The organism is Rhizomicrobium sp. (genome assembly GCF_056722145.1).
In genome coordinates, this window is sequence record NZ_JBWZET010000378.1 from 1 (window position 1) to 13,891 (window position 13,891).

Genomic DNA, 13,891 nt, shown 5'->3' on the forward strand with positions numbered 1-13,891 from the left:
GGCTTCGAGCACTGCATCGCCAACATGTATCTATTACCGCTCGCCTGGGTGCTGGTGACGACGGGCCATGCGCCGGTGGGGCTCGACGTGTCGGCGGTGACGCTCGGTGCCATCGTGCACAACCTGATCCCGGCCACGCTCGGCAACATCGTCGGCGGCGCCGGCTTCGTCGGCCTCATCTATTGGGCGATCTATCGCAAGGCCTACCGGCACTGACTGTACTGTCCTCCGCCGTCTGCTAAGTTGGGGTGATAGAGGGGGAGGACTTGATGCGCAAATCGTTGCTCGCTGCCGTGGTGCTGATGGCGTCGGCGGCTGCGGCCGCGCCGGCCGATAACGACCTGCACGCCCTTTACACCAGCGAATGGTCGTGGCGCATCGCCGAGTTCGCCGACGACGAGGACAACACGCGTCCGGTCCCCGCGCATCTGCCGCATGTCGATGTCCGCACCCAAACCGCACATCTCGCCCGCTGGCAGGACACGCTGGCGCGCCTCAACAGGATTCCGACCGGGCTGCTGTCCACCCGCGAGCAGGTCAATGCCCAAGTCTATCGCTTCCAGCTCGAAAGCCTGATCGCCGAGCAGAAATTCCGCGGTTGGGAAATGCCGGCCAATTCGGATTCGAATTTCTGGGGCGAGTTCAATTATCGCGCCCGCCGCCCGTTCCGTACTATCGACGATTACCGCGCCTGGATTTCCCAGATCGGCGAGGTGCCGCGCTATTTTGCCGAGAACATCGCGAACATGCGCGCCGGCCTGGCCCGCGGCTTCACCCCGCCGCGCGTGACGTTGCAGGGCCGCGGCGCCTCGATCCTTGCGGTCGCCAAGGCGAAGCCGCAGGACACTGTTTTCTATCTGCCGTTCCAGGATATGCCGGGCATTCCCGCCGCCGCGCAGAAGCAGCTTCGCGCCGAGGCGTTGAAGGTGATCGCCGCGAAGGTGCAGCCGGCGTTTGCCGATCTGGCGAAATTCTGGGACGGCGAATATGTGCCGCATACACGCACGACGCTCGCCGCCGAAGCGCTGCCCGACGGCAAGGCGTACTACCGCCAGCAGATCGTCGAATACGCGACGCTCGCCAAGTCGCCCGACGAAATCCATCGCATCGGTGTTGCCGAAGTCGCCAAGCTGCATATCGAGATGGAAGGCGTGATGCGCCAGACCGGTTTCCAGGGCGATTTTCCGGCCTTCCTGAAGTACCTGCGCAGCGATCCACGCTTCTATGTGAAGACGCCGCAGGCCCTGCTCGATCGCGCCGCCTGGATCGCCAAGGAATTCGACGGCAAGGCCTCGCTCTATTTCGGCCTGTTGCCGCGCACCCGTTTCGCCATCCGCCCGGTGCCCGACGATCAGGCGCCGTTCTACACCTCGGCCCGCGGCGGTCCGGGGCTGTTTCTCGTCAACACCTACAATCTCAAATCGCGCCCGCTCTACAGCCTGCCGGCGCTGACGCTGCACGAGAGTGCGCCCGGCCATGCTTTCCAGATGCCGCTGGCGATGGAAGACACTTCGCTTCCCGATTTCCGCCGCCATTCCTACATCTCCGCCTATGGCGAAGGCTGGGCGCTCTATTGCGAGTGGCTGGGGCAGGAGATGGGCATGTATCATACCCCCTATGAGCGCTTCGGGATGCTGTCGTTCCAGGTCTGGCGTGCGGCGCGGCTGGTGGTTGATACCGGCATCCATTCCAAAGGTTGGTCGCGTGCGCAGGCCATCGCCTATTTCCGCGATAACACCGCATTGCCCGAGCACGAAATCGAAACCGAGGTCGATCGCTACATCACTTGGCCGGGACAGGCGACGTCGTATTATCTCGGCGAGATGGCGATCCGTGCCGCCCGCGCCAAAGCGGAAAAGGCATTGGGGCCGAAGTTCAGTATCCGCGCCTTCCACGATACCGTGCTGGCGACCGGCTCGGTGCCGCTGCCGGTATTGGAGTGGCAGGTCAACACCTTTATCGCAGCGGGCGGCAAGGGTCCGTACCCCGACCTCGAATGAGGATCAGGGTCCGGCGAAATAGATCACCGCGAACAGCACCACGACCAGCACCAGTCCGATCGCGAGCACAAACCGCATCCGCCCCAGCGTCACGCCTTGGCGTGCCTCTTGGATGTTGCGCTGGTGATGTTCGTTGTCTTCGCTGGGTTGATTGACCATGGATAAAGAAATGGGGCCGGAATTCCGGCCCCGATTATTACTGCGGCGGGGTGGAGGTGTTCGGCGTGGTCGTGGATCCGCTTGGGGTGTTGGGAGCCGTGGGGCTCATCGTCGGATCGTTGGGCTGTGTCGGCGGATTGGTCTGGCCCGGCGGTACCGTCTGCGGCGTCGAATAAGTGGAGTTGTTTTCGTTCTGGCTGCTGCCCTGGGTGCCGCTGGTCGAGCCGGAAGCGGTGCCGTTGGTATTGTTGCCCGGCATTGTGTTGCTATTAGGCGACGTGGTGCTGCCGGGCGTCGTCGCGGCGTTGGGCGTGGTGCCGCCGGGGCTGGAATAGGTTCCTGCATTGTTGGAATTGCTGCCCGCGCCAGTCCCGGTCGTGGAACCCGCGCCGAGCTGCTGCTGGTTCAACCGCTGGGTTTCACTTTGCTCGTTCTGCCCCGAATTCTGCATCGAACTGCCTTTTTTGGCATGGTGGCGGTGATGCTTTTTCGGATGGCTGACGCTCTGGTCACTCGATGAGCCCGATCCAGGAGTGGCGCTCGAAGTGCTATCGCTGGAACCGGTGGTAGTCTGGGCCGACGCCGCCGGCACTGCCACCACCCCGATGGCGAGGCTCGCGATGCCGATCAATAGATGTTTCCTGAGTGTCATGAAGTGTGTCTCCTTCCGTCGCCCCTGATTTGGGATTGTCTAGCTGGAGAAAACGCCGTCAGCACTGGCGTAGTTCCGGTTGAACCCTGGCGCTCTTGCAGGACCTTTGCTGGAATATCAACACTTGATCCGATGACTTATTTTTGCTTCAGACCCAGCTTCGGCGATACACCTGTCCAGTTTTGCCGTCGTGGTATTCCGCAGCGTAAGGCCGTCAATCGTGAGGGTGCATCACCACCTTGATGCAGCCGTCCTGCTTGTTCTTGAAGACGTCGTACATGTTCGGGCCGTCTTCCAATGCGCAGCGGTGGGTGATGACGAACGAGGGATCGATCTTGCCTTCCTGAATGGCGCGGATCAGCGTCTCCATGTAGTTGAGCACGTTGCACTGGCCGGCGCGGATGGTGAGGCCTTTCTGCACCGCGGCGCCGAACGGGAAGCCGTTCAGATAGCCACCGAACACGCCCGACACCGACACAGTCCCGCCGGCCCGCACATTGCGGATGCACTCGCGAAGGGCATGGATACGGTCGGTGCCGAGGCCCGTGGCCGCGAGCGCGCGATCGCCCCAGGCGTCCCAGCTGCCCGAGCCGTGCGCTTCCATGCCGACCGCTTCGATGACGCGATCGGGCCCGCGCCCGTTGGTGATCTTGTTGAGCCGGTCGTAGACGTCGACGGTTTCGAAGTTGAGGGTCTCGGCGCCCGCTTCCGCCGCCATGGCGAGGCGCTCCGGCACGCGGTCGATCACCACGACATGCCCGGCGCCGAGCATCTTGGCGCAGCGCGACGCCATCTGGCCGACGGGGCCCGCGCCCCACACCGCCACCGTGTCGCCGTCTTCGATGTCGGCATAGACGGCGCCTTGATAGCCGGTAGGAAGGATGTCGGTGAGGAACAGCAATTGTTCGTCGGTGAAACCGTCAGGCACTTTGGTCGGTGCCACGTCGGCGAAGGGCACGCGGACGAACTCGGCTTGGCCGCCGGGATAATGCCCGGTCAGGTGGGAATAGCCGAACAGGCCGCCGGTGTTGTGGCCGAACATCTGGGTTGCCTTGTCGGCATCGCGGTTGCTGCGCTCGCAGCACGACCACAGCCCTTTCTGGCAGAAGAAACACTCGCCGCAGCAGATGTTGAACGGCACCACGACGCGGTCGCCGACTTTGAGCTTGGTGTTGCCGGAACCGACTTCCACCACTTCGCCCATGAACTCGTGGCCGAGAATGTCGCCGTTTTCCATCGCCGGAATGTAGCCGTCATAGAGATGCAGATCCGAGCCGCAGATCGCCGTCGCCGTGACTTTCACGATCGCATCACGCGGTTCCTCGATCACCGGATCGGGAACCGTATCGCAGCGGACGTCGTTGCGGCCGTGCCAAACCAATGCGCGCATGAAAGTCTCCGAACGGTGTTGCCCCGACAAAACTCCGCCTTGAAGAGAATGTTCCTGCGCCGGAAAGGGAACTGATGCTCGCTGTCTGGGAGGTGCTGGTTTACGTCGTGCTGCCGTTGTGGGTGGTGGCGGGCTTCGTCGATTATCTCTGCCACCGCGCCAGCCGGATCGAGGCGGCAACCGGGACCGACGAATCCGTCCTGCACTGGCTGATGCTGGGCGAGGTCGGCGCGGCGATTCTGCTGGTTCTGTTTTTTCGGGTGAACGCCCTTGTCCTGGCGCTGACGATCCCGGTTTTCGCGATCCACGAGGTCACCGCCTGGCTCGATTTGCGTCTGGCGATGGCGACGCGCACCATTAGCGCCTTCGAGCAGCAAGTGCACAGCGTTCTCGAAATCCTGCCGTTCACCGCCATGCTGCTGCTCGCCATCCTGCATTGGCCGCAGGCGCTGGCGATTTTCGGCGCGGGGAGCGAGCGGGCTGACTGGCGGCTCGTTTGGCAGCCGCTACCGCTGGGCGCCCTGGCTCCGCCGCTGTTGGCGTTCGCGGTGCTGGCGATCCTTCCCTACGGCGAGGAGTTCGTCCGCGGACTGAAGGCGCGCCGCTCCGGCAAGGTGCGCGGCATCGTCAAGGTCAAGCCGCAGCTGCGGTGAGGGCGGGCGCGAGGCGTTGATCCCCGCGCCCGGAGCATTACGAGGCTTTCTTGGCGGTGCCGGGTTCGGTTTCGCCGCGATGCTTTTCGGCGAGCGTTTCCGAGCCCATCACCTTGCTCATGGCGACCTGCATCTTGTTCTTGAAACCGGTTACGACGCTGGCCTCGCCGTTCATCATGGTTTCGAACCCCTGGCCGGCGACGTCGGCGGCGCTCATCTTCTGTTCGACGCCGATCTTGGTATCCATCAGGTCGGCGCGGCGGAAGAATTCGGTTTCGGTGGCGCCCGGCATCAGGCAACTGACGGTCACGCCGCTATCCTTCATCTCGTTGCGGATTGCGGCCGCGAAGGAATCGAGGAACGCCTTGGAGGCATTGTAGACCGCCTGGAAAGTTCCCGGCATGAAGCCGGCGATCGAACCGGTGATCAGGATGCGGCCTTGGCCGGCGGCGCGCATCGCGTTGCCGAGGCGGTGGATCAGATAGACCGTGCCGGTGACGTTGGTATCGATCACCCGGCGGATGTCGTTCCAATCCTGGTCGAGGAAGCCCCGACCGAGCCCGCGGCCGGCGTTGGCGCACAGCACGGAAATCTGTCGCCCGCGCACGGCTTCCACCACCTTGTCGACGCCCTCCTGGGTGGCGAGGTCGGCTTCCAGCGACTGCACCACGCGGCCGCCTTGGCCGAGACTGCGGGCCGCCTCTTCGATTTCGGGTTCGTCGGCGACAATCAGCAGGTCGAAGCCGGCGTCGGCACAACAGCGGGCGAGTTCAAACCCGATGCCGGTGGACGCGCCGGTAACGACGGCGAGGGGATTATCCATGGTCTTTCTCCGTTCTCAGGGGGCCGGAAGGGAACGGACCATTTGCGGCGTTGTTCCGGAGCGTCGATTTGGGCTAAGCGGGCGTATGGACATTCGCGCCCTTGCCGCCTCTGACTTGCCGCTGGTCGCCGAACTTGCCCACCGCATCTGGCCCGTCGCCTATGCCGGTGTGCTCACCGCCGACCAGATCGCCAATATCCTGGGATCGATCTACACGCCCGCCAACCTCACGGCGGAAATCGCCGCCGGTCACCGCTTCTGGGCGGCCTACGACGGCGCGAATGCGCTCGGGTTCGCTTCGGGCTATCGCGACGATGCGGTGGTATGGCTGAAGAAGCTGTACGTATTGCCGACGGCGCAGGGGTGCGGCGTCGGACGGGCGCTGGTCGAAACCGTCGCCGGCGCCTTCGGCGAGGCGGCCGAGGTGCGCCTGTTCGTCAACGACGGCAACACTGCGGCACAGGATTTCTATCGCCGCTGCGGCTTCGTTCTGGTTGAAACCATGCCGGTGAAAATGGGCGACTTCGCCTTCACCGATTTCATCTTTTCCCGGAGGATTTAGCGCTCCGCTTTGATGAAACGGCGCCCCAGCCACGCCCGCACCGGCAGGTCGTAGGCATAGAGCAACAGCGTCGCCAAACCGATCTCGGCCGCATACAGCCCGACCGCCACCGGCACGAGCTGGCTCTCCGTCGGATGGGTCGTCCACACCCAGTGGCCGAAAATGTAGATCAGCGGATAGTGGATGATGTAGACCGGATAGGAGAGCTGGCCGATGAAACGGCAAAGGCGGCCTGTGATGCCCGGTTCGGCACCGATGCCCGCGCCCGCCACCAGGATCAGGGGGAACAAAATCACCACCGCGCCCGCTTCGGCAACGCCGTTGAAGGTGCCCGCCTGCGGCAGGATCAGGATCGCGATCAGCACCGCCGACAGCACCAGGAACGGCTGCGCAATCCTCACCCGCCAGTTCAGTCGGTAGACCAGAAGGCCCATCAGGAACGGCGCCGCCATGCGGACCGGCGCGACCCAGAATTCCTTCCAGCTCCAGCCGTGACCGAGATCGCCGAAATGATTGCCGGTCCACGCCAGCGCCGCAGCGGCGGCAATGCAGAGCGCGATGTGCAGCCCGCGCTTCATCCGCGCGCCCCACAGGCCATAGACGATATTGGCGAGATATTCCTGGAACAACGTCCACGCCGGGCCATTAAGGCCATGGGTTTCGCCGTATTCGTTGGGCAGCGACGGCGACGGCAAGAGGAACAGCGAAAGCCCGAAAATCAGCGCCAGCTGGCCGACCGAGATGGCGGTGCCGAGGCTCTGCTTGTCGCCGACGAAGGGATCGAGCAGGTAGCCGGCGACGCCCCAGATCGTCGCCACGATCACCAGCGGATGCAGCCGGATCAGGCGGCGCTTGGCGAATTGCCGGAAGCTGAGGGCAATGGCGGGTGGCGCGCCGGGCCGCAGGCGTTCGTCATAGGCATAGCCGAGCACGAAACCCGACAGCGCGAAGAAGAAATCGGCCGCCAAAAAGGCATGTGGCATCGGATTATGTGCGATGTCGGGCACCAGCATCTCGAAGATGTGGAAGACGATGACACTGAGCGCGGCCGTCCCGCGCAGGCCGTCGAGCACTTCGTAATGGGTTTTCATGAATGGCACCGCTGGAAACGATACCACTTTTGCGGACGCCGACGCCTCTTCCCAGGGCCCAGATTGCCGCATGTCGATCACGAAAAGGGGAGGCGCCTCAGCTGCGGCCGACGCGGATGTTCCACAGCGTGTCCATCAGACCGAACACTTTCAAGAGCCACAGCACCACGGCGATCACCACGACGGCATTGAGGATGGATTTGATCTTGGGGTCCATCGGTATATAGGTGTTGATCAGCCACAAAACCACGCCGACAACGATCAGGACGAGGATCAGACTGACCAGGGACATCGCGCTTTTCCCGCTTCAGGCCGACAACAATGCATGAGCGGGGTGGGCTGTTCCGTATCAGATGATCGGGGGAACTCCGTCGCCGGTTTCGAGGTTTCTGGCTTCCTCTAGGAAGCGCGGCCATTGCCGCGATGGCAGTCCCATTTTCAGCGCCACGTCGCGCACGGTGGCGAGGTCGCGGCCGCCGTGGACGTTGAGAAGTGTGCCGCGCGTCCAGATTTCCCGCCAATAGCCGAGAAAAAATTTCTGCACCGCCGGGCCGCGGATGCGCAGCAGCGGATAATTGCGCGGCGGATTGGCGGCCCAATAGGCGCCGAGCACGACATCGGAATCGTCGAAGCTGAAGCCGCCGAGGAATGGCGCGATCTCGGCCAGCCCGATGCAATGGGCCTTGACGTAATAGGGCTTGCCGTCGAAGCGGATGATGTTCGACAGCGTCTCTTTCAGCCGCTCCAGCGTATAGAATATCTCCACCCGCTGCACTTCCAGCGTTCCGGCATCGAGCCGTTCGCACAGCACGCGCCGGCCTTCGGTCTGGAAGTTGAGTGCGGTCGGACTGGGAAGGGCGACGCGGATAGCCCTCAGCGTGTGGCGCGTGTTGCGGATGCAGTCGGCGAAGACGCGCGGGAACTCGGTGGCGACGTCAAGCAGCGTCACGGCGGTGGGCGTTTCCGACTCGACTTGCGGCGACATCAATTGCGTCAGGTCGCAATCCAGCGCGCGTGCCAGTCGCATACGTATTTTTTCGCGCGGCAGGCGCTTGCCGCCCTCCCACCCGGCAATGGAACTGACGTCGACGTCGATGGCGCGGGCAAGCTCTGTCCGCGAAATTCCTTGCGCTTCGCGCAGGTGCCGGATACGGCGGCCGACGGCGGCCATGGTCGACTTGGGCATTGCGATTCACGAAAATTCACGGAATCACACTCTTCCCGAATTCATGCGCTGAGAATAGGCATTTGTTAGGGACCCATCGTCGCGCGAAGGAACAATGACAGTAGAAGAATGCGCGCTGCAGCCGCTCATCGATGAACTGGACACGGTGATCGCGGCCGCTTTGGCGGCGCATCTCGATGAAACGGCAGCGCTGCTGAGAATCGCACGGCTCGATCTGATGCGGCGTGCGCACTGCACTGCCACTTACGAACTGGAACAGGTGTCGATAGCATTACGCACCGACAAACCGTCTGCGCCGCGCCGCCCGCGCAAGAAAAAGCGCCCGCTCAACTGATTTTCCCCTTTTGGGGGAAATCCGTCTCAGGCGATCACGGCGGCGGCAGTAGCATTCAGTACGCGGAGAATGTCGGCGGGCGCCATGATCACCTGCAGGCCGCGCTGACCGCCGTTGAGGTAGACCTCGTCGAACACCAGCGCCAGTTCCTCCAGCACGATCGGCACCGCCTTCTTCTGGCCGAACGGCGAAATGCCGCCGACATGATAGCCGGTGATGCGTTCGGCATCGGCCGGCTTGATCATCGCCGCCGATTTGCCGCCGCAGGCCGCCGCCAGCCGCTTCATCGAGACTTCGCAGTCCGATGGCACGATCACGCAAACCGGCTTTCCGTCAACGCTCGCCATCAAGGTCTTCAGGACGCGTGACGGCTCCACGCCCATCGCTTCGGCCGCCGCCATTCCGATGCGGCCGGCGTTGGGATCATAGTTGTAGTATGCCAGCCGGAAGGCGACGGCGTGCTGCTCAAGGAACTGCGTGGCGCGGGTGGACATGGCGCGACTATACCGCCCGTCAGCGCGACCAGGCCAGCGGATCAGCGCCGAACCCATTGTCGCCGCGACTGCCGGGCCGGCAGAACCAGAAGGTCAGCAGCAGCGGTCCGATCAGCGGCACCAGGGCGAGCAGCAGCCACCAGCCCGAGCGATTGGTATCGTGCAGCCGCCGCACGCCGACGCCGAGCCCGGGCAACAGGTTCGCGATCAGAAGCAGGCCGCCGACCAGCCCTATCGCGGTGGCGCCCGTCGGGTTGAGGCCGATATCGATGATCGCGGCGACCACCGTAAGGGCGCCGTTCCATAGCGCGAAAAACCAATACTCCGACCGCCGCGCGCGACCCTTGAACTCTGCATAGTTCCGGTAGACGTGCGCCACCGCAGCCACCGGGCTGAGGGCGGCAGGCCGGCCCGCGGCCACGGCGTTGCGAAAATGCGGCCGCCACAGGAGGAAATGGATCGCCAGACCGGTCGCCGCCAGCGGCAGTCCGCAAAGCAGCAGTGTCACCGCGATGAAGACGAGTTGGGCGGCGGCCGTGTCTGCGCTCGCCGTCACGGTCCGTACGCGGACGGCTTCCAGCGGTGCCGGCAAGGCTCCCGATCGGATCAGCACCGAGAGGTCGGCGGCGGCCTGGATCGAGAAAGCGCCGCTGATCACGCCGCGTCCGCCGGTAATGGGCTCGCGGATGACCGGCGCGGTCAGCACCATGCCGTCGAGGATGACGGCGAACGCGCGGCCGACATTGGCGGTCGTCAGCGTGGCGAACTGCTTGGTGCCCTCGGCATCGAAGACGAAATTGACCGTGCCCTGGCCGGTTTCCCGGTCGGTGCCGAATCCGGCCTCGATCATGTGTTCGCCGCCGAGCAGCACGCGCCGGTCCACCACGACCGCCCCGCCGCCCATCAGCGGCAGGCGTGTGTCGCCCACCGGCACCGTGAGCGCAGCAGGATCGGCAGCGGCATCGATCAGCTGGAACGTCAGCCGGCCCTGGGCGGCGAGGAAGCCGGCCAGCCGCTTGCCGTCGTCGGCGTAGGGCACTTCCACCAGCAGCCGGTCCGCGGCCACGGCTTCGATGCGCGGCGGGCGATGGGTAATGTCGGCGAAGCGCTTGCGCAGGCCCTCGGCGGTGCGGCGCAGGATGTCGGCGTTGGCCGGACCTTTGATCCGAAGAAGCACCGCAGTGCCGCCCTGGCTATCGAGATTCACCCGATAAAACGGCGTCCATCCCGGCAGGCGGGTGCGCGCCGCGTCGGGAAGCCAGGACGGCGGCAGATACCAGGCGGCGCCAAATGCCAGTATTGAAATGATCGCGGCCGCACCGATGCGCAGCAGAACACGCCCCATGACGTCCCCCCGAAGTTGACGCCGCGAGAGTAGGACTGCGGTGCGGCCATGACCAGGGAGCAGAGCCATTTTGTGCAGCGGGTGTTGCGGGTTGGCCATTTGCGCTCCGGGGCGGTGCATTTTGCCGTCGTGACGCCTCTGACTGCCTCGGCGGCACGGTTGCCGGTGCGATGGCCAAACCGTATGTTGCGCCTACAATCATTCTGGGAGGCTTCATGAAACGCATCATGCTCGCCGCCGCGTCGGTGTTGTTTGCCGGCGTCGCGTTTGCCGCATCGCCTGAGCAGGGCTTGATCGACATCGAGAATGCCTGGGCCAAGGCCTTTGTCGCCAAGGATGTCAACACCATCGGCGGCTTCATTGCCGACGACTGGCGCGCCCAGTCCGACAGCCCGAAGGTCTACGGCAGGGCGGCGTTCCTTGCCGACATCAAGTCGGGCAAGCTTGCCTTCAAGGCGATGACGTTGCACGACATCAAGGTGCGCATCTTCGGCACCATCGCCATCGTGCAGGGCAGCGACGACGAGACGTCAAGCTATGGCAGCGAAAACACGTCCGGCACCTACAATTGGATCGACGTGTTCGTGCAGCGCGGCGGCAAATGGGTTGCGGTCGCCTCGCAGGTTACCAAAGTGAAAAAATAGGTCTTCGCGCCGCGCTGGCCTGCCATGACCACAGGTCGCGCTGAATCGCGGGCGAATCGGGCTTACACTCGGGCGCAAGTGGCCGTCGGCCCGTCCGGCGCGCCACGGCCGGACGGCTGTGCCCCGATGAAGACGCCAGCCCTTCCGGCGTTCGGAAGGGAGGACCGAATGTTGAAGCGTCTTCTTTCGATTGCCGCGGTGACGGTCGCGATGGTGGCCTCGGCGCCGGCGACCGACACCAGTTCGCTCCATGCCTTCGTGGCCAGTTGCACGACCGACGCCAGAGGCTGCAAATCGGTGGCCGAGGGAGCGGTGATTTCGGCGCGCAACGCCAACTACGGCTGCATTCCGAAGGAGTCGTCCAACGAATTCGCGGCCGAGCATGTTCTGGACTGGCTGAAGAACACGGCCAATCGGGATCCGAAATACGCCGACCAGCCGCTCAGCGATCTGATGTGGACCGCGATCGACGAAGTCTGGCCCTGCAAGAAGTAGCGGCTACTTCTGGTTCAATTGCTTGACCACCCGCGCCGGATTGCCCACCGCGAGGGTGTCCGGCGGTATGTCGTGCGTCACCACTGCACCGGCACCGATCACGCTGCGGTCGCCGATGGTGACGCCCGGCAGGATGGTGGCGTGCCCGCCGATCCAGCAATTGTCGCCGATGACGACGGGGCGCACGGTTTCCCACTGCAGCCGCTCGTCGAGGTCGAGGGGATGGCGCGCCGTATAGATGTGCACGCCTGGCGCGATCAGCGTCTTCTTGCCGATGGTGATGGTACCGCCGTCGAGGAAGCAGCAGCCGAAATTGACGAACACGCCCTCCGCCGCACGGATGTGGACGCCATAGTCGCAATGAAACGGCGGCTCGAGATAAAGATCGGCCGCCGAATTGGGGCACAGCTCGTTGATGACGGCCTGCATCGTGTCGGCGTGATAGTCGGTGACGTTCAGCCGATGCAGGATGCGCTTGACGTTCTTGCGGATGCCGATCAGCTCCGGCCCATGCGCATCGAACGGCTCCCCGGCGAGCATTTTCTCGTGTTCGGTTTTCATGGGCATGAGTGGCTCCGGAGTCGTTATTGATCCGGAAGATCATCACGCTGCCCACGCCATGGCAATGCCGGCCGGCGTTCCCGCCGCAAATTAGAGTTATTCAGTGGCTGGGCCGTCCGACGTCACGCAACATGATGAACTTTTTGATCAGGAAACCGACCACTCCACTGACGACCGTGTCCATTCGCAGCTCGCCGAACGTCTTCCACTGATCAATCGGGATGTTTTCGCGGATGTACTCTACGCCCGTGCTCTGTCCTGTGAATGAAAGCCAGCTAAATCCGAGAACGGCAGTTATAAAGGCGATTTCGCCGATCCTGCCGCCGATGATGTGATCCGGGCCAAGGCACGCCGCCGCCATCAGAACGGCCAGACAAATGATGCCCTGCAGCGCAGCGGCCCCGTACTGGATGTAGACATAATTGCGGTGCACACGCCACATGGTCATCTGGAAATACCGCTCGATGTGCAGCACCCGAAGCGGTAGCCAAATCGTAAGTGCCATCAAGTAATCGGACTGGGCCATCCATTTGCCTTCATCAAGGTCGTAGGAGTCGCGGATTGCGATTTGGATGTTGTCAATGGAGGCCTTGATGGCGGCAAAACGTTGCAATGTGTTCTGGCTCACAGCGATGCAAGATTGCTGGAGTGCGGTGGTGAATCTCTGATCCATGAGGCTGATCACAAGTCGGTACAGCAGGTACGCCAACAGCGCGCTCGGTATGTCAACTAAAAGGATGCCGAAGGGCGTGTCATGAATTGGCTTCAGCGCCTCGATCGATCCGCATATGCTGAAGCAGGCGCTTATAAAACCGCAGAAGGCGATGATTGCAGCGAGAATAATGAGGCGCTTGAGTACAATCTTTCGCGCATAACTCGCGCGGAACAGTTCGGCAAAGCGCTGGTACAACGCCCTCAAGTCGTTATCGGCGTTCGGCAAGTTGAGATCGGTCTCGTCGGCAAAAACCCTGAAGTACATTCTGCCCAAGCCGTATGTCATGCGCGAATCTGGAAACATCTCGTCGCGCGTGCGCGTGCGTGTCAGCAACGCGCCCATCTGGTGCTGAATTTCGGCACGCTCTTCAGGGCCTGCCCCGCTGAACGCTTCCGGCTGGACGTTGTCGAGTTTCAGATCGGCGTGGAAATGCCGAAATGTTGTTCCGACCTCGTGGAATTGCCAACTCTGTGCGTTTTGATTTGCAGTCGATTCGTGCGTCGCCGTTGCAGCGACTTGCTCAGTAGCCCCCATTACACTTACGCCCCCACACCATGACGGTGCCAACATACTCCCGGCCGGTACGTTCAGTAAGTGCGGGAAAAATGATCGACAGTGCTACTTAAACGCGATTGTGAGGGTTCACTTCTTCTTGGCCATCTAAGGCTTCGTCTTCAGGCCGACGGTCGCGGTCAGGATCAGCGGGATCGCGACCACCAGGGACCACGGTCCGGCAATCCAATACGCAAGGCCCGACCACAAGAACAACGCGAACATGCTTCACTCC

At 63.1% G+C, this 13,891-nt stretch carries 18 protein-coding genes; 7 read left to right on the forward strand and 11 right to left on the reverse strand.

All coding sequences use genetic code 11. From position 1 onward, the window contains the following. Nucleotides 1-216, forward strand: a 216-nt coding sequence (locus tag AC1P6P_RS20010; RefSeq protein WP_481404209.1) for a formate/nitrite transporter family protein, incomplete at its 5' end; no start/stop codon positions are given. Between the two features lie 53 nt (nt 217-269). Then, the gene (locus tag AC1P6P_RS20015) at nt 270-2,000 is read left to right on the forward strand and encodes a DUF885 domain-containing protein (protein WP_481404210.1); all 1,731 of its coding nucleotides are present in this window, start codon (nt 270-272) and stop codon (nt 1,998-2,000) included. A 3-nt stretch (nt 2,001-2,003) separates the two neighbouring features. On the opposite strand, the gene AC1P6P_RS20020 is transcribed toward AC1P6P_RS20015, so the two are convergent. The 3 genes from AC1P6P_RS20020 to AC1P6P_RS20030 all read right to left on the reverse strand — a co-directional run bounded on the left by AC1P6P_RS20020 (nt 2,004) and on the right by AC1P6P_RS20030 (nt 4,201). Further along, entirely contained in the window at nt 2,004-2,159 is a 156-nt protein-coding gene (locus tag AC1P6P_RS20020) for a hypothetical protein (RefSeq protein ID WP_481404211.1), read from the reverse strand. Nucleotides 2,160-2,196: 37 nt separating this feature from the next. Continuing rightward, nucleotides 2,197-2,811: a hypothetical protein gene (locus tag AC1P6P_RS20025; RefSeq protein WP_481404212.1), complete on the reverse strand. Its 615-nt coding sequence runs from the start codon at nt 2,809-2,811 to the stop codon at nt 2,197-2,199. Between the two features lie 214 nt (nt 2,812-3,025). Continuing rightward, on the reverse strand, nt 3,026-4,201 hold the full coding sequence (locus AC1P6P_RS20030; RefSeq protein WP_481404213.1) for a zinc-dependent alcohol dehydrogenase: 1,176 nt from the start codon (nt 4,199-4,201) through the stop codon (nt 3,026-3,028). A gap of 74 nt (nt 4,202-4,275) precedes the next feature. On the opposite strand from AC1P6P_RS20030, the gene AC1P6P_RS20035 reads away from it, so the two are divergent. Next, nucleotides 4,276-4,854, forward strand: a complete 579-nt coding sequence (locus AC1P6P_RS20035) for a diguanylate cyclase (RefSeq protein ID WP_481404214.1) — start codon at nt 4,276-4,278, stop codon at nt 4,852-4,854. Nucleotides 4,855-4,891: 37 nt separating this feature from the next. Here the strand turns inward: AC1P6P_RS20035 and AC1P6P_RS20040 are convergent, their stop codons facing one another. Beyond that, on the reverse strand, nt 4,892-5,677 hold the full coding sequence (locus tag AC1P6P_RS20040) for an SDR family NAD(P)-dependent oxidoreductase (protein ID WP_481404215.1): 786 nt from the start codon (nt 5,675-5,677) through the stop codon (nt 4,892-4,894). Nucleotides 5,678-5,762: 85 nt separating this feature from the next. Here AC1P6P_RS20040 and AC1P6P_RS20045 point away from each other — a divergent pair, with 85 nt between their 5' ends. Next, nucleotides 5,763-6,239: a GNAT family N-acetyltransferase gene (locus AC1P6P_RS20045; RefSeq protein WP_481404216.1), complete on the forward strand. Its 477-nt coding sequence runs from the start codon at nt 5,763-5,765 to the stop codon at nt 6,237-6,239. On the opposite strand, the gene AC1P6P_RS20050 is transcribed toward AC1P6P_RS20045, so the two are convergent. The 3 genes from AC1P6P_RS20050 to AC1P6P_RS20060 form a co-directional block, all read right to left on the reverse strand. After that, a complete protein-coding gene (locus AC1P6P_RS20050; protein ID WP_481404217.1) occupies nt 6,236-7,330 on the reverse strand; it encodes an acyltransferase family protein in 1,095 nt (364 codons plus the stop codon). The two genes, AC1P6P_RS20045 and AC1P6P_RS20050, sit on opposite strands and share 4 nt — an antisense overlap. 97 nt (nt 7,331-7,427) lie before the next feature. Then, complete coding sequence (locus AC1P6P_RS20055; RefSeq protein WP_481404218.1) at nt 7,428-7,622, reverse strand: Thivi_2564 family membrane protein; 195 nt, start codon at nt 7,620-7,622, stop codon at nt 7,428-7,430. A 57-nt stretch (nt 7,623-7,679) separates the two neighbouring features. Further along, entirely contained in the window at nt 7,680-8,516 is an 837-nt protein-coding gene (locus tag AC1P6P_RS20060; protein ID WP_481404219.1) for a helix-turn-helix domain-containing protein, read from the reverse strand. Nucleotides 8,517-8,610: 94 nt separating this feature from the next. Between AC1P6P_RS20060 and AC1P6P_RS20065 the strand changes: the two genes are divergently transcribed. After that, entirely contained in the window at nt 8,611-8,850 is a 240-nt protein-coding gene (locus AC1P6P_RS20065) for a hypothetical protein (protein ID WP_481404220.1), read from the forward strand. 26 nt (nt 8,851-8,876) lie between these two features. Here the strand turns inward: AC1P6P_RS20065 and ybaK are convergent, their stop codons facing one another. After that, nucleotides 8,877-9,344, reverse strand: a complete 468-nt coding sequence (gene ybaK, locus AC1P6P_RS20070) for a Cys-tRNA(Pro) deacylase (protein WP_481404221.1) — start codon at nt 9,342-9,344, stop codon at nt 8,877-8,879. A gap of 19 nt (nt 9,345-9,363) precedes the next feature. Beyond that, nucleotides 9,364-10,689 carry a SecDF P1 head subdomain-containing protein gene (locus tag AC1P6P_RS20075; RefSeq protein WP_481404222.1) on the reverse strand — a complete coding sequence of 442 codons (1,326 nt, stop codon included), beginning with the start codon at nt 10,687-10,689 and terminating at the stop codon, nt 9,364-9,366. 215 nt (nt 10,690-10,904) lie between these two features. Between AC1P6P_RS20075 and AC1P6P_RS20080 the strand changes: the two genes are divergently transcribed. Beyond that, entirely contained in the window at nt 10,905-11,333 is a 429-nt protein-coding gene (locus AC1P6P_RS20080; protein ID WP_481404223.1) for a nuclear transport factor 2 family protein, read from the forward strand. 168 nt (nt 11,334-11,501) lie between these two features. After that, entirely contained in the window at nt 11,502-11,828 is a 327-nt protein-coding gene (locus tag AC1P6P_RS20085; RefSeq protein WP_481404224.1) for a hypothetical protein, read from the forward strand. Between the two features lie 3 nt (nt 11,829-11,831). On the opposite strand, the gene AC1P6P_RS20090 is transcribed toward AC1P6P_RS20085, so the two are convergent. Both AC1P6P_RS20090 and AC1P6P_RS20095 read right to left on the reverse strand, forming a co-directional pair. After that, a complete protein-coding gene (locus AC1P6P_RS20090) occupies nt 11,832-12,389 on the reverse strand; it encodes a sugar O-acetyltransferase (RefSeq protein WP_481404226.1) in 558 nt (185 codons plus the stop codon). Nucleotides 12,390-12,489: 100 nt separating this feature from the next. After that, nucleotides 12,490-13,638: a hypothetical protein gene (locus AC1P6P_RS20095; RefSeq protein ID WP_481404225.1), complete on the reverse strand. Its 1,149-nt coding sequence runs from the start codon at nt 13,636-13,638 to the stop codon at nt 12,490-12,492. Nucleotides 13,639-13,891 lie beyond the last annotated feature (253 nt).

Bases quoted from the DNA above. Each gene is read 5' to 3' on its own strand.
- AC1P6P_RS20030 (WP_481404213.1), bottom strand. From the start codon at position 4,201: ATGCGCGCATTGGTTTGGCACGGCCGCAACGACGTCCGCTGCGATACG.
- AC1P6P_RS20075 (WP_481404222.1), bottom strand. From the start codon at position 10,689: ATGGGGCGTGTTCTGCTGCGCATCGGTGCGGCCGCGATCATTTCAATA.
- AC1P6P_RS20095 (WP_481404225.1), bottom strand. From the start codon at position 13,638: ATGGGGGCTACTGAGCAAGTCGCTGCAACGGCGACGCACGAATCGACT.
- AC1P6P_RS20050 (WP_481404217.1), bottom strand. From the start codon at position 7,330: ATGAAAACCCATTACGAAGTGCTCGACGGCCTGCGCGGGACGGCCGCG.
- AC1P6P_RS20090 (WP_481404226.1), bottom strand. From the start codon at position 12,389: ATGAAAACCGAACACGAGAAAATGCTCGCCGGGGAGCCGTTCGATGCG.
- AC1P6P_RS20015 (WP_481404210.1), top strand. From the start codon at position 270: ATGCGCAAATCGTTGCTCGCTGCCGTGGTGCTGATGGCGTCGGCGGCT.
- AC1P6P_RS20080 (WP_481404223.1), top strand. From the start codon at position 10,905: ATGAAACGCATCATGCTCGCCGCCGCGTCGGTGTTGTTTGCCGGCGTC.
- AC1P6P_RS20035 (WP_481404214.1), top strand. From the start codon at position 4,276: ATGCTCGCTGTCTGGGAGGTGCTGGTTTACGTCGTGCTGCCGTTGTGG.
- AC1P6P_RS20060 (WP_481404219.1), bottom strand. From the start codon at position 8,516: ATGCCCAAGTCGACCATGGCCGCCGTCGGCCGCCGTATCCGGCACCTG.
- AC1P6P_RS20055 (WP_481404218.1), bottom strand. From the start codon at position 7,622: ATGTCCCTGGTCAGTCTGATCCTCGTCCTGATCGTTGTCGGCGTGGTT.
- AC1P6P_RS20020 (WP_481404211.1), bottom strand. From the start codon at position 2,159: ATGGTCAATCAACCCAGCGAAGACAACGAACATCACCAGCGCAACATC.
- AC1P6P_RS20045 (WP_481404216.1), top strand. From the start codon at position 5,763: ATGGACATTCGCGCCCTTGCCGCCTCTGACTTGCCGCTGGTCGCCGAA.
- AC1P6P_RS20040 (WP_481404215.1), bottom strand. From the start codon at position 5,677: ATGGATAATCCCCTCGCCGTCGTTACCGGCGCGTCCACCGGCATCGGG.
- AC1P6P_RS20065 (WP_481404220.1), top strand. From the start codon at position 8,611: ATGACAGTAGAAGAATGCGCGCTGCAGCCGCTCATCGATGAACTGGAC.
- AC1P6P_RS20025 (WP_481404212.1), bottom strand. From the start codon at position 2,811: ATGACACTCAGGAAACATCTATTGATCGGCATCGCGAGCCTCGCCATC.
- ybaK (WP_481404221.1), bottom strand. From the start codon at position 9,344: ATGTCCACCCGCGCCACGCAGTTCCTTGAGCAGCACGCCGTCGCCTTC.
- AC1P6P_RS20085 (WP_481404224.1), top strand. From the start codon at position 11,502: ATGTTGAAGCGTCTTCTTTCGATTGCCGCGGTGACGGTCGCGATGGTG.